The 14,320-nt window shown below is 52.9% G+C and carries 12 protein-coding genes; 7 read left to right on the forward strand and 5 right to left on the reverse strand.

The features are described 5' to 3' along the window. Window positions 1-922 precede the first annotated feature (922 nt). Window positions 923-3,109 carry an ATP-dependent helicase gene (locus tag DYE26_RS28820; protein ID WP_115311350.1) on the forward strand — a complete coding sequence of 729 codons (2,187 nt, stop codon included), beginning with the start codon at window positions 923-925 and terminating at the stop codon, window positions 3,107-3,109. 57 nt (window positions 3,110-3,166) lie between these two features. On the opposite strand, the gene DYE26_RS28825 is transcribed toward DYE26_RS28820, so the two are convergent. Beyond that, window positions 3,167-3,526, reverse strand: a complete 360-nt coding sequence (locus DYE26_RS28825) for a hypothetical protein (RefSeq protein ID WP_036619805.1) — start codon at window positions 3,524-3,526, stop codon at window positions 3,167-3,169. Between the two features lie 205 nt (window positions 3,527-3,731). Between DYE26_RS28825 and yunB the strand changes: the two genes are divergently transcribed. Beyond that, complete coding sequence (gene yunB, locus DYE26_RS28830) at window positions 3,732-4,604, forward strand: sporulation protein YunB (protein ID WP_036619806.1); 873 nt, start codon at window positions 3,732-3,734, stop codon at window positions 4,602-4,604. Between the two features lie 33 nt (window positions 4,605-4,637). On the opposite strand, the gene DYE26_RS28835 is transcribed toward yunB, so the two are convergent. Next, window positions 4,638-5,690 (reverse strand): M23 family metallopeptidase, encoded by a 1,053-nt coding sequence (locus DYE26_RS28835; protein ID WP_036619807.1) that lies wholly within the window; start codon window positions 5,688-5,690, stop codon window positions 4,638-4,640. Between the two features lie 149 nt (window positions 5,691-5,839). Between DYE26_RS28835 and lipA the strand changes: the two genes are divergently transcribed. Continuing rightward, entirely contained in the window at window positions 5,840-6,739 is a 900-nt protein-coding gene (gene lipA / locus DYE26_RS28840) for a lipoyl synthase (RefSeq protein ID WP_036619809.1), read from the forward strand. 25 nt (window positions 6,740-6,764) lie between these two features. After that, the gene (locus tag DYE26_RS28845; protein ID WP_036619810.1) at window positions 6,765-7,079 is read left to right on the forward strand and encodes a YutD family protein; all 315 of its coding nucleotides are present in this window, start codon (window positions 6,765-6,767) and stop codon (window positions 7,077-7,079) included. A 505-nt stretch (window positions 7,080-7,584) separates the two neighbouring features. On the opposite strand, the gene DYE26_RS33675 is transcribed toward DYE26_RS28845, so the two are convergent. Next, window positions 7,585-7,758, reverse strand: coding sequence for a hypothetical protein (locus DYE26_RS33675; protein WP_164815312.1), 174 nt, complete (start codon window positions 7,756-7,758; stop codon window positions 7,585-7,587). 296 nt (window positions 7,759-8,054) lie between these two features. On the opposite strand from DYE26_RS33675, the gene DYE26_RS28850 reads away from it, so the two are divergent. The 3 genes from DYE26_RS28850 (at window position 8,055) to DYE26_RS28860 (ending at window position 11,859) form a co-directional block, all read left to right on the forward strand. Further along, complete coding sequence (locus tag DYE26_RS28850; protein WP_036627562.1) at window positions 8,055-8,801, forward strand: DeoR/GlpR family DNA-binding transcription regulator; 747 nt, start codon at window positions 8,055-8,057, stop codon at window positions 8,799-8,801. A gap of 2 nt (window positions 8,802-8,803) precedes the next feature. Then, on the forward strand, window positions 8,804-9,718 hold the full coding sequence (gene pfkB / locus DYE26_RS28855) for a 1-phosphofructokinase (protein ID WP_036619811.1): 915 nt from the start codon (window positions 8,804-8,806) through the stop codon (window positions 9,716-9,718). Window positions 9,719-9,858: 140 nt separating this feature from the next. After that, entirely contained in the window at window positions 9,859-11,859 is a 2,001-nt protein-coding gene (locus DYE26_RS28860) for a PTS fructose transporter subunit IIABC (protein WP_036619812.1), read from the forward strand. Window positions 11,860-11,963: 104 nt separating this feature from the next. On the opposite strand, the gene DYE26_RS28865 is transcribed toward DYE26_RS28860, so the two are convergent. Beyond that, window positions 11,964-13,436 carry a S41 family peptidase gene (locus DYE26_RS28865; protein WP_036619814.1) on the reverse strand — a complete coding sequence of 491 codons (1,473 nt, stop codon included), beginning with the start codon at window positions 13,434-13,436 and terminating at the stop codon, window positions 11,964-11,966. Between the two features lie 46 nt (window positions 13,437-13,482). After that, window positions 13,483-14,286: an NAD kinase gene (locus tag DYE26_RS28870; RefSeq protein ID WP_036627564.1), complete on the reverse strand. Its 804-nt coding sequence runs from the start codon at window positions 14,284-14,286 to the stop codon at window positions 13,483-13,485. Window positions 14,287-14,320: the final 34 nt, after the last annotated feature.

Here is a 14,320-nt window from a genome sequence, read left to right on the forward strand (position 1 = left end):
CTCATTTATGGAATATAAAACCATATATTAAAATAGTATATATTAACTAAACGACGGTCAATAGAAAAAGAGGAAAAATGTGTAACAAACACTCCTTGATTGAATTGTGACGTGTCTATCTTCTTTGAATAAGTAAGGCTCCCATCCCTAAAAAGACCTCCAATTACTTACGTAAATGCTAGAAATTATAATTTTGACTCTATTGACTCCAGGATGCCGGACTGAGGTGGCTGAGGTAAGTAGCTGAGAGGCTGTCTAAAGGGTCGTGTCTTGGTGGTGTCCCTGCTTACTGCCTGCCTTTGCACGATTATCCCCTTCGTTCAGGGGGGGCAGGGGGGCTTAGTGTACGGAATAAATAAAAAAGAGATATGGAAAAAATGAGGCGGTTCAGTGAGATTTTCGGCTTGATAAAGTCATGCTGTGGGGGGAGTTCGATGCCCGGGAGCTGCGCCCCTTGCGGCTGCGGCCTAATAGGAATGATTGAACGCTACAGACGTTGCTGCAAACGGATTCAGGGTGCAGCAAGATCACGGTCTTTTCATTTTTTTCGGTGTCTTGCCCCATTCCTCTCGTCAGGTCTGCTTCACTTCTCCTAAACCTCCTTTTCCCGAACCTGTGTCTAATGATCTTGAACATGTCTGCTTCTCACAAACATATCGTCTTTTCCTGAATATATCCTATCATCCCGAACAATATCCTCTTCTCCCAATATATCTCTTTCTACCTGAACTTATCTTCTTCTCTGTTTCCTGATCAAACGGGATAATCATGCAAAGGCGTCCAGACAGCGGGTGTTGCTCTGCCAACCAACCATCCCACCGGCCTTCTCCAGCTCAACTGTTATTTGCCAAGACAGGTTGCGATATAATAGAAGTATATAAGTATACTATACGCACGGTGAAATGAAAGGGAAGTAGAGGTAATGAGCAATCCGGAAGCTTTTTTTATACGAAAAAAACAAGAATTGGGCGTTGAACTTAATGAGGTGCAGAAGCAAGCGGTGCTCCATACGGAAGGGCCGTTGCTTTTGCTCGCTTCGCCCGGGTCGGGCAAAACTACGACGATGATTATGCGGATAGGTTATCTTATCGAGGAGAAAAACGTGGATCCCCGCCGCATCAAGGCGGTTACTTTCAGCCGGGCGTCGGCGAACGATATGAAGGAGCGGTTTAAGCGCTTTTTTCCCCAGCTTCCGGCGGTTGATTTTTCGACGATCCACAGCTTTGCTTATGAGGTGATGCGGGAATATTTTCGGAAGACAAATAGGGCTTTTCGCATCATTGAGGGCAATTTGGATGCGGAGGAGGAAGGAAAGTATGATCCGCATCGTCCGCCGCTGCACAAAAAAGTCATTTTGCGGAATTTGTTCGAATCCATCGTTGGCGAGAAGATGACCGATGATCAGATGGAGGAACTGACTACCTACATCAGCTACATCAAAAACAAAATGATTCCTGCGGACAAATGGTCTTCGGTCCGGGTGGATGTCCCCGAGGCGGAACGGATTTTGCGTGAATACGAGAGTTTGAAAAGGACGGGGTATGACGGGCTGCTGGTGGATTTTGACGATATGCTTGTGCTGGGAAACGAGGCTTTGCGGGAGGATACGGAGCTGCTGCGGCGGTATCAGGAACGTTTTCGGTATGTGTTAACGGACGAAAGCCAGGACACTTCCCAGGTACAACATGCCATTATCGAAAAATTAGTCCGGGAACACGGCAATTTATGCGTGGTCGCCGACGACGACCAGTCCATTTACAGCTGGCGCGGCGCGGAACCGGCCTATCTGCTGAACTTCAAGCAGGTATATCCGGATGCCGCCACTTTGTTCATGGAGCAAAATTACCGTTCCTCGCAGGATATTGTTGCCGTTGCAAATCAGTTTATCAAGCGGAACAAAAACCGCTACGACAAAAATATGTTCACGAGAAACCCGCCGGTCAAGCCGATCAAGATCAGAAGTTTTTCGGATTACCGGGATCAATCGAAATATCTCGTGCGGGAAATCCAAAGATGCGAAAATCTCTCTGAAGTTGCCGTGCTTTACCGCAACAACTCGTCGTCCATCGCCTTGATGAATCAGTTTGACCGGGCGGGCATTCCTTTCTATATGAAGGATGCGGATCAGCGTTTTTTCTCACATTGGGTCGTCGAGGATGTTTTAAATTTTATGCGGATGACGTTTACCGATAAACGGGCGGACATTCTGGAGAAGATTCACCTGAAATTGAACGGGTATATCAGCAAGCAGCAGATGGCCGCGTTAAAGCGGATCGACAATAATGAGTCGGTTTTCGACAATTTGCTGCGGCATGTCCCATTGCAGGATTATCAAGTAAAGCCGTTGCTGGAAAGCAAGGAAACTTTTCAGCAGATGAGCGGGATGCCGCCGCGGCCGGCCATTCGCGTCATTCGGGGGCGTTTGGGTTATGAAAAAGCGCTGGAAAAGCTCTGCCAGCGGCTTGGATTCCGCAAGGAATATTTGATCGGCATCCTGAATACGCTGGAAGACATTGCTGACGGGCTGGACACGATGGAGGCGTTCGCCGACCGGCTGAAGCATCTGGAGTCCGTACTAAAGCATGCCAAGTTTAGAAAAGACCAGAACGCTGTGACCTTTTCAACGTTTCATAGCGCCAAGGGACTTGAGTTTGAGCGGGTGTATATGATTGACCTCGTGGAAGGCATCATTCCATCTTCCGATGATCTTGGCGCGGATGACATGATGGAAGAAGCCGTCCGCTTGTTCTATGTCGGCATGACCCGGGCGAAAAAACATCTTGAGCTGGCCGCGTATCGTAAGAGAGACGGTGAGGAAGCCGTGAAGTCGCGGTTTGTAACGGCCGTCAGGGACATCATAAATCCGCCGGACGAGGAAGGGGCGGGGAACCGGAAAAAAGATAGCCGGGGAAAAGCTTTCAATCCCAACGCGTTTCGCAATAAGGCGGATTTGACTCCGGAGATGTCCGTTCGCCACAGGGTATTCGGGTCAGGGACGATCATCAAGATCGATGAGGATCTGGACCGGATTCACATTCGTTTCGCTTCGCGGGAAAAAGAATTGTCCATAGCCACTTGTCTGGAAATGGGGCTGCTGGAGCCGGTATGATATTATGAAAAAGCCCCGAAACCCATGAGCCATGGTTTCCGGGGCTTGCTGTTTGCTTCAGATACGGGCCTTTTCGGAGGCGGGGTTGAGATCGAGCGCTTTTTGATTCAACTCGAGGTCCTTCAAATATTTACGGATTTTCGATTCAAGCTGATCGATGATCAGCCGCTGCATCTCCGGGATATGTTCTTCCATGCAAAACCCGGATACCGTCAGGTTGCCGTCGCAGTAAGATTTCGTTTCATGGACCGCCATGTTCAACTTTTCTTTATACAGCCTTTTTACAGCGCCGTTGGCCGGTTTGATTTCATAGTAGCGGTTCGTTTCGATCAGCAGTTTCCAGGGCGTTACTTTAAAATTCAGTTGATCCCGCCGTAGATCTCCGGTGACCTGGTACAGTTGTTTTGAGCTGTTCATGATGAAATGTCCCCTTGAATGTTTATGCTGCAAAATGAATGCGTCATATGAAAAAAGAACTAAAAAGTGATACTAAAGAACTATAAAACAAATAAGAAGGAAAAACAAGTGTTAACTATTATCCTGGTTCTTTCCATGTCCTTCTTTTTTTGCCCTGTCCCGCATAACTTGTATAGAAGCTTTACCGGTGCAAGGGGGCTGGACAATGCGAATACGGCGCGGGTGGAAAAGCCGGAGAAGAAGACCGCGAAGCAGGCGGACGCTGTGGATCGTCATCTTGGCGATCGCCTTTTTTGCTGTGTTTGAATTTTTTCAATATGTCGAAAAGCATATGCGGGAGCCGATCATTCACTTGGCTCAAATCCGGGTCAAGCAAATTGCCACCGATTCGATTAATGACGCCATCGCCGCCCAGGTGGCGAGCGGGCAGCAGGTCGAAGACTTGATTGATTGGAAAACCGACGATTCCGGTAAAATCACTGGATTTATGCTAAATTATTCGGCGCATATGAAAATCACGTCCGAGACGATTCAAACGGTAAGGCATACGCTGGAAGACGTGTCGAGGCTGTCGGAGCATATCCCTCTCGGCCAGGCGCTCGGGAGTCCGATTCTCGCTTCGTTTGGGCCCAGCATTCCCATTAAAATCGAACCGAAGGGCGACGTCAAGGTGGACCTGAATACGCGCCGGCAGGATGCGGGGATCAACATGATTCTGGTGGAGGTGTTTTTGCGGGTAAAGACGGAGCTGGCCGTTGTCGTTCCCTTCGATATGCAATCGCAGGTCGTGGAAACGGAAATCCCGGTTTCCTATTTGCTCGTCGTCGGCGATGTCCCGATGTATTATTATGACAGCAAAGGCAATCCGGTCGGAGAAAGCCAGGCGAGCGCGCCGAATATCGCTTTGCCGTCGCTGCCGGGAACGGAGGAGAAACGGGAGCGGCAGCTCCCGGACGGAATGAACTCCGAACCGGGGAATGGCGCGGCGCCGGAAGCCGATCCGGGCGAGCCGGACGCCGAATGGGAACCGGCGGAAAACGCGGGACAGAACGCAGGCGAACACACCCCTTCTCCCTGACTCGGATATGAAATGAAAAGGGCCGATCCATGTTCAGGAGCCGGCCCTTTTATTTTTTTTCGCCGCTTCGGCGGTTTCCCATTTTTTGAGCAAAGGATACGGATCAAACGCCCAATCCGCACTGCCCGTATCGCGGTAGATGCCGTAATGGAGATGAGGGGGGAATTTGCCCGACGTGCCGGGCGGCCCGTATCCGCTGCTGCCGACCCAACCGATCGTTTGCCCCGGCTCGACGATGTGGCCGACTTCAACGCCTTTGGCATAGCCTTGCAGGTGTGCGTAGTAATGATAGCGGTTGTAAATGTCGCGGATTCCGATACGCCAACCGCCATATGGGTTCCAGCCCTTCGTTTCCACGATGCCGTAGCAGACGCTGCGGACGGTCAGGCCCATCGGGGCGAACAGGTCGGTGCCTTCGTGGATCCTGTTGCCGCCCCATCCCCGCCGGTCTCCCCAGGTATCCCGGTATGTATAGTTGCTGTGAAGCGGCAGCGGAAAGGCGCTGTCCGACAGGTCCACCCTGCCAAACGTTTTGTACAGCTTGGCGAACTGGCGGATCCGCTCCACGGCCGAATCGCTCTGATAATAACGCCATAAGGCGATGCGGAAATCGTCTTCGTTGTAGCCGAAGCCAAGCAAATAGGAGGCCATGGTAAACAAAGCGTCCCGGTCGTTTTTCGGGTCGGCGGCTCCGTCGGACGTCGCGTCCCTGCCGATGCCTCCGAACAATCCGATCGTCGCCGGATTCCGGTCCTCCGGATCGGGGTTAAGCGGACCGGCCCAAAAGGCTTCCTTAAAGCGAATTCCGGTCAGACGGTCTTCCTGCTGTTTTTTCCGCGGCGTGATGGTGCGTTCATATTGGTCCACCGCCGCCAGCCAATACCATGGGATTTGGGTCAAAATTCCCATTTCTTTGTAAAGGCTGCGACGCAGCTCGTACACGTTTTTGGCGGAGCCGGCGGCGGCCGTACCCGGCGCTTCGGCATAAGCGGCTCCAAATCCGGGAATCGTCCACAAAGACGAAAGGATTGCCACGCAAATCAAGCATCGAGCATATTTGCTGAAGGAGATCGGATGAGACTTCACGTGATGATTCCTCCTTTACAGGTTTGTTGAACGTTCCTTAGCTTGAGGCAAATGCTGTGTTTTTATTCCATTTCATAGGTTTTTCTGGACGATTCATGGTATAATAAAGACCGCTACGGCTTATTTCAAGAGAAAGAAGGTCTGTTGCCTTGGCTAAACAACTCCAGCCCAAACCGGATTGGATCCGGATCAAGCTGACAACCGGCGACAATTATCAGGACATCAAAAATATGATGCGTTCCAAAACGTTACATACCGTGTGTGAGGAGGCGCGGTGTCCGAACATATACGAATGCTGGGCGAACCGCACCGCAACTTTTATGATTCTCGGGGATATTTGCACCCGGGCTTGCCGTTTCTGCGCGGTAAACACCGGCATGCCCACCGAGCTCGATCTGCAGGAGCCGGAGCGGGTGGCCGAAGCGGCCGAGAAGATGAATCTGCGCCACTGCGTCGTTACCAGCGTGGCCCGCGACGATTTGCGCGATGGGGGAGCCAGCATTTTTGCCGGGACCATTGCGGCGATTCGCGCGCGCCTGCCTTTTTGCAGCGTCGAAGTGCTGATTCCCGATTTTCAGGGAGATGAAGAGGCGCTTCGCACTGTTATGGAAGCAAAGCCGGACATCCTAAATCACAACATTGAAACGGTGGAGCGGTTGTCCGACCGGGTGCGGGCAAAGGCGAAATATCGCCGTTCTCTCGAACTGTTGCAGCGTGCCAAAACGATGAAACCGGATATCCCTACGAAATCGAGCATCATGCTCGGCGTCGGCGAGGAATGGGAGGAAATCCTGCAGGCGATGGACGATCTGCGCGCCGTTGATTGCGATATTTTGACGATCGGCCAATATTTGCAGCCTACCCCTCAGCATTTGCGGGTGGAGAAATATTATACGCCCGAACAATTTGCGGCTTTGAAGGAGGAGGGCATGAAGCGGGGATTCAGCCACGTCGAATCCGGACCGCTGGTCCGCAGCTCCTATCATGCGCATGAGCAGGTGAAATCGGCCAAGAGCCGCAAGGAAGAAGGCGTTTCAACATCATCCTAATAGCTGATTTAAGGAGGAAACACCCTTGATTCAAATCGGCGGAAGAACCTACGAACTGATTCAGAACTACAAAAACGCCTGGGACCCTGAAGCCTTCAAGCAAAGATACAGCGAGGTTTTGGACCGTTACGATTACATTATCGGGGATTGGGGGTACGAGAAGCTCCGCCTGAAAGGTTTCCTGCGGGACAATCATCCGAAAGCGAACCGGGATACCGCTTTTTCCGGGATTACGGATTATATCAACGAATATTGCAATTTTGGCTGCGCCTACTTCGTGCTCCAGAAAGTCAAGGATAATCATAATCATGCGGAAACGGGGCACGCGGGCGGCAAATAGGCGTCTGGGCTTAGCGGCTGGCTGTCAGACCATGGACAGCTGGCTTGCTGAACACAGGCTGCTAGAACGGCCGTGGGCTGCTGAACAACAGGCTGCTAGAAATGGTCTGGGCTGCTGAACACGGGCTGCTGGATGATCTAGCTGCTGAACAACAGGCTGTTAAACACGTGTACGGGGAATGAACGTTCAATACATAGCGGTAAAAAGGTGTTATCTTTTGTTCAAGATTTCGTTAAATGCGTTGGCTTTTGAATCGATACAGGTCGCCCGCCGGAAATCTAACGGTTGCAGCAGCCGCTATTTATCGAAAAAAGCCCTTTTCTAAATGCTAACGGCTGTGAGCGCCGTTATTTGCCTGCCTCCAAGCAAAAATTGCCGGTTTTCAGTGAAATAAGCTCCATGGCAACCGTTACAATTTGAAATCAACCGTATTGGAACAAATAGCGCTTGTGGCAACCGTTAGAATATTGGTTTGCCCAGGAAATGTATCTAGACGCCTTATCTCCTAGTTTGTTTGCTTCTTCAGCTTCGCCACCTGTACTTGGGACAGCCCCGTAACTTTAGCAATCAACGATATCTCCATTCCCTCACGCAGCATATTAAGCGCGGCCTTTTCCTTCCCTTCCTCTCTACCTTCCTTCAAACGTTCCTCGTACCCCCTACGACTCCACGCAGGCATCAGTTTGGACCCACCTTCATGATTCAAACCGCAAAATCGGTTGTAGCGGCGTGCTCATCTCCAGCGATCAGCATGTGAAAGCAATGCCTTCGATTGATAAGGCTATTTGCTATGTACTTTTTGATAAGATAAGGTAAAATCTAGCGGTGGTGTCATCTTATGCAACGGGAGAACAGAGAATCGGCCCACAAGACAACCCAAGCTGCTAAAGTCTGAATGAAATTGAATGTTTGTGATATATTTTGATTGATTTTTGCTGATTTTATGATACTATAAGAAACGGATAGGTGATGAAAATGCTTACAGAAGAAAGATACGATTTGATTATGAAGCGCTTACAGGAACAGGGCGTCGTTAAGCTTCAAGAGTTGGTCGAGCTGCTGGATGCTTCGGAATCTACGGTTCGCCGCGATCTTGTCGATCTTGAAAACCGGAATCTGCTCAAGCGCATTCACGGGGGTGCCACACTGGCCAATCAGAAAAGCTGGGAGCCGGGCATTGAAGAAAAAACGTTCAAAAACATTCAACAAAAGAACGTTATTGCCCGTTTGGCCGCCGAACAGCTTGTGGACGGGGAATGCATCTATCTGGACGCCGGAACGACGACGCTGGCGATGATCCCTTTTATTGAAGCCAAAGATGTCACGGTTGTTACGAACGGTTTGTCACATGTCGAAGCGCTCGTCAGCAAAAACATCAGAAGCTATCTATTGGGCGGGATGATGAAGGTGCATACTAAAGCCGTGATCGGCAGCATGGCGCTGCAAAACCTGGACAATTTCCGGTTTGACAAGTGCTTTCTGGGGACGAACGGAGTTGACGCGGGGATGGGTTATACAACGCCCGATCCGGAAGAGGCCATTATAAAAAGACGGGCTCATCAGCTATCCGGACGTACCTACGTGCTGGCCGACTCCAGCAAAATCGGAGACATCGCTTTTGCCAAATTATTCGATTTGGAGGAAGCGATTCTAATCACCGAGTCGCTGCCCGACGCTTGGCGCGGACCCATCACCGAGAAAACTAAAGTAATCGAGGGATAACCATGATCTATACTGTAACGCTTAACCCTTCCATCGATTATGTCGTGGAAGTGGAGGATTTGAAGCTGGGCGGTTTGAACCGGATGACCCGGGATTTAAAGCTTCCCGGAGGAAAAGGAATCAACGTGTCGCGCGTGCTGAACCGGCTTGGCGCGGAGAATACGGCGATCGGCTTCCTTGGCGGGTTTACCGGCCGCCATATTGAAGATTTGCTGCGCGGGGAAGCGGTTCGTACCGATTTTGTGCATGTCGCCGACGATACGCGGATTAACATCAAGCTGAAGCATGGACAGGAAACGGAAATCAACGGCCAAGGTCCGAAGATTCGTCCGGAGGAAGAAGAAGCTTTGATGCGCAAGCTGTCGGCGTTAAAGCAAAACGATGTTGTGGTCCTGTCCGGCAGCATCCCTTCGTCACTCGCCGCCGATTTCTATCAGCGGATCATCGGCGTTTGCAGAGCGACCGGCGCGGATTTCATTATCGACACGACCGGGGAGCCGTTAAAACAAGCGCTTGCCAGCCGGCCGCTGCTGATCAAACCGAATCATCATGAATTGGCCGATTTGTTTGGCGTGGCGTTGGAATCCAAAGAACAGATTGTCGCTTACGGCCGAAAGCTGCTTCAGGAGGGCCCGCGCCACGTCCTGATATCGATGGCGGGCGACGGAGCTTTCTTCATCACCGGAGAGGAAGTTTACTACGCGAACGTTCCGTCCGGCCAAGTCCGGAACTCGGTCGGAGCCGGAGACTCGATGGTCGCCGGGTTCGTCGGCACGCTCGCGCTGGGGGGGGACGCTCTTGAAGCGTTCCGCACGGGCGTCGCTTCGGGAAGCGCAACGGCGTTTTCCGATGACTTGGCGACGCGGGAGCGGATCAATGAGCTGCGGCCGCAGGTGGAAATTTCCCGTTGGTCATGAGCCGAGGGTAAACGGGGACGTTTTAAGCCATCAGCCATGTTTCGATACATGCTTATATCGATTTTGAACTTGGTATATAAGTTGAACTTAAGCAAAGGCGGGAGTCTAACTTATATAGATTCTTATAGGGAGTGAGTACCATGAGAATTACGGATCTGATGATTAAAGAAACGATGATTATGGATTTGCAGGCGTCCAGCAAAGAGGCGGCGATCGACGAGCTGATCGCCAGCCTCGCGGCCAGCGGCAGAATCAATGACCCGGCAAAATTCAAGGCAGCGATTCTGAAGCGCGAGGAGCAGGCGAGCACCGGGATCGGCGGGGGAATCGCCATGCCCCATGCCAAAACCGCTGCGGTGAACGAGCCGACCGTCGTGTTCGCCAAAAGCGGCCAAGGGGTCGATTACGACGCCCTGGACGGCGAGCCCGCTTATTTGTTCTTTATGATCGCCGCTCCGGAAGGCGCGGGGAACACGCATCTTCGCACGCTCGCCGCGCTTTCGCGTCTGCTGATTGACAGCGGCTTCATCGCCAAATTGAAGGAAGCGAAAACGCCGGACGAAGTGGCGGCGCTGTTTGATGCCAAACAAGCCGAGGAAGAGGCGGCTAAAGAAGCGGAAAACTCAGCTGGAGCTAACGGTGGAACGGGCGGGAACAAAAGCGGCCCGAGCGCAAACAGAGCGAATACCAACGTGACCGGTGGGGATGCAGCGAAGAAGGAAGTGCCGACAGCTTTCAGCGGCGGCGGTCCGGCGGACGCGGAGCCGTTCGTCGTCGCCGTTACCGCTTGCCCTACGGGGATCGCGCATACATTTATGGCCGAAGACGCGCTGAAGAAAAAAGCCCGCGAGATGGGGGTAGCCATCCGCGTCGAAACCAACGGCTCGGAGGGCGCGCAGAACGTGCTTACCGCCGATGAAATCCGCCGCGCCCAAGGCGTTATCGTAGCGGCGGACAAAAATGTGGAGATGGCCCGGTTTGAAGGGAAGCCGGTCCTGCAAAGACCGGTCTCCGACGGTATCCGCAAGCCCGAGGAGCTGATCCGGAAAGCGGTGAGCGGCGATGCGCCGATCTACCGCGGCGGCGGCGCCAAATCCGCTGAGAACGGAAACGAGGAGCGGAGCGGGCGCAGCAAAATTTACAAGGATTTGATGAGCGGGATTTCCCATATGCTGCCCTTTGTCGTCGGCGGCGGGATTTTGCTTGCTGTCTCGTTCCTGATCGAGCAGGTGGCCGGGGAGAACAGCCCGCTGTTCCAACTGCTGCAAACGATCGGCGGCGGAAACGGGGCTTTCCACTTCCTGATTCCGATTTTAGCCGGCTTCATCGCTTTCAGCATCGGCGACCGCCCGGCCCTGATGCCCGGGATGGTCGGGGGTCTGATGGCCGTCAACGCCAACGCCGGCTTCCTTGGCGGGCTTGCGGCAGGTTTCCTGGCCGGGTATGTCGTTATCTTGCTGCGTAAGGTTTTCGCCGGGCTGCCGAAAACGCTGGATGGACTCAAGCCTATCCTGCTGTATCCGATATTCGGCCTTTTGATCTCCGGCTCCATCATGTTCTACATTGTCGATCCGATCTTCAGTTGGATTAACACGGGGCTTATCGATGTGCTGAATCACCTGGGTACCGGAAACATGGTGATTCTCGGACTTATTCTCGGCGGTATGATGGCCATCGATATGGGCGGGCCTTTCAACAAAGCCGCTTACGCTTTCGCCATCGGGGTGTTTACGTCGAGCGGAAACACCAACGGAGCGATGATGGCCGCCGTTATGGCCGGCGGGATGGTTCCGCCGCTGGCGATCGCTTTGGCCACGACGTTTTTCAAAGGCAAATTTACGGAGCAAGAGCGTAAATCCGGGGTGACGAACTACGTGCTTGGTCTCTCCTTTATTACGGAAGGCGCCATTCCGTTTGCCGCGTCGGACCCGATGCGCGTTCTGACCTCTTGCATTCTGGGCTCCGCGATCGCGGGCGGGCTGACACAGCTGTGGAAAATCAACGTTCCCGCGCCGCACGGCGGCATTTTCGTCGCCGTTCTCGCCAACCATGCCCTGCTGTTCCTGCTGGCGGTGCTGATCGGCTCGGTCGTTTCCGCACTGGTGCTCGGGGTATGGAAAAAGACTTTGGCGGCGAATTAAAACGGGTAATCCCGTTATACCGAAAAGAACTGCCTTAGGGCATATTCAGCAAACGCAAAAACGCCTGCGGAACGGCAACGTCCGCAGGCGTTTTGCATTAAAATTTAGGATTTGACGGATAATTGCAGGATGCCTTGCTTGTAGCTCCATTTCAGGGCCGGGTATTTTTGCCGGAAGTCGTGCAGCTCCACATAAGACTCGCCATCGACGACTTTGACGCTTTTGGAAGCCGTGGAGAAACCGATCGTCTTGCCGCTGTCGTCCGTAATCGTCAGCTTCTGCGCAGCGGCGTTCCAGGCCGGCTCGCCTTGCACTAGCGCAGCCAGGACGCGAACCGGGGCGTATACTTTTTTGCCGCTTTCCAGCACGTCGACATACCCGGAGAAGGATGCGCCGTTAATCGTCAGGGAAGACGGGCTTCCGCTCAGCTCGATTTTCCGCACCCCGGCCTGATGCAAACCGGCGATCAGTTGGGCTGCCGCACTGCCTTTCACTTCGATGTCCGGCTTGAGGCCGACGTGGTTGAAGTCTTCCCCCTTCGGCGTTAAGTAACGCTGAACGGTTAATTTCAGCGAGCCGCCGTTCGACAAGGAGAAAATATTCTGGATTCGCGCTTTGCCGTACGTTTGCGTACCGACGACCTTGGCGATTCCGTTGTCGCGCAAAGCGCCCGTTAATATCTCCGAAGCGCTGGCCGTCAGCTCGTTGGTGAGCACGACGACGGGCATCCCGATATTTTCGCCGCCCTTGACCGTATACGGCTGCAGCGTCTCGCTTTGATCCGCCGTATACATCAGCACGCCTTCCTTCATAAAATGCTTGGCGATATTCGCAGCCGCTTCCACATAGCCGCCGAGATTGTCCCGCAAGTCGAGCACCAGCGCTCCTATGCCTTGTCCCCGCAGTTTGCTTAATTCATCGGCGAATTCTTTATCCACGTTTTCGGAAAAGGAAGAAATCGCGATATAGCCGACCCTGCTGGAAGGAATAAGCATCCCGGTCACGGACGGCAACGAGAAATGCCCCCGCTTGATCGGAAAGGTCAGCTTTTGCCCGTTGCGGTTCACCGTTATATTGACGATCGTGTTCTCCTGGCCTTGTATCCGGGCGATGTCTTCGCTGCCGGTTACCGCCTTCCCGTCAACCAGCGTGATGATGTCGCTGCGCTTCAGGCCGGCATTCGCCGCCGGAGAGTCTTTGATCACATCGGTGATATACAGCTTGCTGCCGGTAAACCGAAACGTGGCCCCAATGCCGACATATTCCTGGTTCAGGCTTTCCTCGAAGCTCTGCAGCTCTTCCTTGGTGAAATAATCGCTGTACGGGTCGTCAAGGGAATAAACCGCTCCCCGGATGGCATTCTCCAAAAACTGCTCCCTTTCCACCCCTTCGATGTTGTACGCATCCAAAAGATCCAACACTTCTTCAAGCACGACCAGATCGGAATTTTCGGCCGCTTCATTCGCTTCGTTCGCCGCAGCGGTGCTTTCCGCGGCGCCGGCCGCCTGCGGCAATCCTAACAGCGACAAAGCTAAAAGCGGAATGATAACGTACTTGCGGAAATGGTTCTTCTTCATATTGGGTTCGTCCTTTGCTAAATTTTCTGGAGCCTTGTCCCAAGAATCAGCCTAGGAAAGCGTTGCGTACGCGGTCCCAAAAAGGGAACGGACGATAGCGCATGAAGCTGACCTTCTGGTCGGCCACCCGGCAGCGCACGGAGATCAGGTCGTCCATGGGCAGATTGATGTGGTCGACCGTAAGCAGCAGGTTTTGCTCTTTTTTGGAATAGATGTCGCAATGATGATGCTTCGGCAGCACAAGCGGCGAGCCCATCGTCCGGAACACCCGGTTGTTGATCGAGGCGATTTCGGTAATTTGCAGCGCTTCGATCGACGGGTGGATCATGGCTCCGCCCAGGCTTTTGTTGTAGGCGGTGCTTCCGCACGGAGTAGATACGCAGATGCCGTCCCCCCGGAACATTTCGAACATTTGATCGTTGATGTCCACTTGAGCGACAACGGTGCCGTCCACGCCTTTCAGCGTAAATTCGTTCAGACATATGTAGGAGGAGGTTCCCGACTTCTTTTGAATCTCCAGTTCGATAAGCGGGTAACGAACCATCCGGGGCTTGGGGAATCCGGAGCCCGCGTGTCCGCCCATCATGCTGACGAGTTCGGGAATCTCGTCGGCCTTCCAGTCGGCGTAGAAACCGAGATGACCGGTATGAACTCCGACAAAAGCGATGGATGGAATCTGATCGATAAACGTATGGAAGGCATGCAGCATCGTGCCGTCCCCTCCGATGGAAACGACGATGTCCGGGGATTTGGCGTCGAACTGCAGGCCCTGCTGGGCAGCCAGTTTATGAAAAGATTCGCTTAAATCGACAGATAACTGATCGCCACGGTCTAGCACATAATATCTCAAGATGACAAGCTCCTTTGAAGATCCTTTTGTAAAG

The organism is Paenibacillus macerans (genome assembly GCF_900454495.1).
In the GTDB taxonomy this organism is placed as follows: Bacteria; Bacillota; Bacilli; order Paenibacillales; family Paenibacillaceae; genus Fontibacillus; species Fontibacillus macerans.

Bases quoted from the DNA above. Each gene is read 5' to 3' on its own strand.
- DYE26_RS28825 (WP_036619805.1), bottom strand. From the start codon at position 3,526: ATGAACAGCTCAAAACAACTGTACCAGGTCACCGGAGATCTACGGCGG.
- DYE26_RS28860 (WP_036619812.1), top strand. From the start codon at position 9,859: ATGAGAATTACGGATCTGATGATTAAAGAAACGATGATTATGGATTTG.
- pfkB (WP_036619811.1), top strand. From the start codon at position 8,804: ATGATCTATACTGTAACGCTTAACCCTTCCATCGATTATGTCGTGGAA.
- DYE26_RS28865 (WP_036619814.1), bottom strand. From the start codon at position 13,436: ATGAAGAAGAACCATTTCCGCAAGTACGTTATCATTCCGCTTTTAGCT.
- DYE26_RS33675 (WP_164815312.1), bottom strand. From the start codon at position 7,758: ATGCCTGCGTGGAGTCGTAGGGGGTACGAGGAACGTTTGAAGGAAGGT.
- yunB (WP_036619806.1), top strand. From the start codon at position 3,732: ATGCGAATACGGCGCGGGTGGAAAAGCCGGAGAAGAAGACCGCGAAGC.
- DYE26_RS28850 (WP_036627562.1), top strand. From the start codon at position 8,055: ATGCTTACAGAAGAAAGATACGATTTGATTATGAAGCGCTTACAGGAA.
- DYE26_RS28820 (WP_115311350.1), top strand. From the start codon at position 923: ATGAGCAATCCGGAAGCTTTTTTTATACGAAAAAAACAAGAATTGGGC.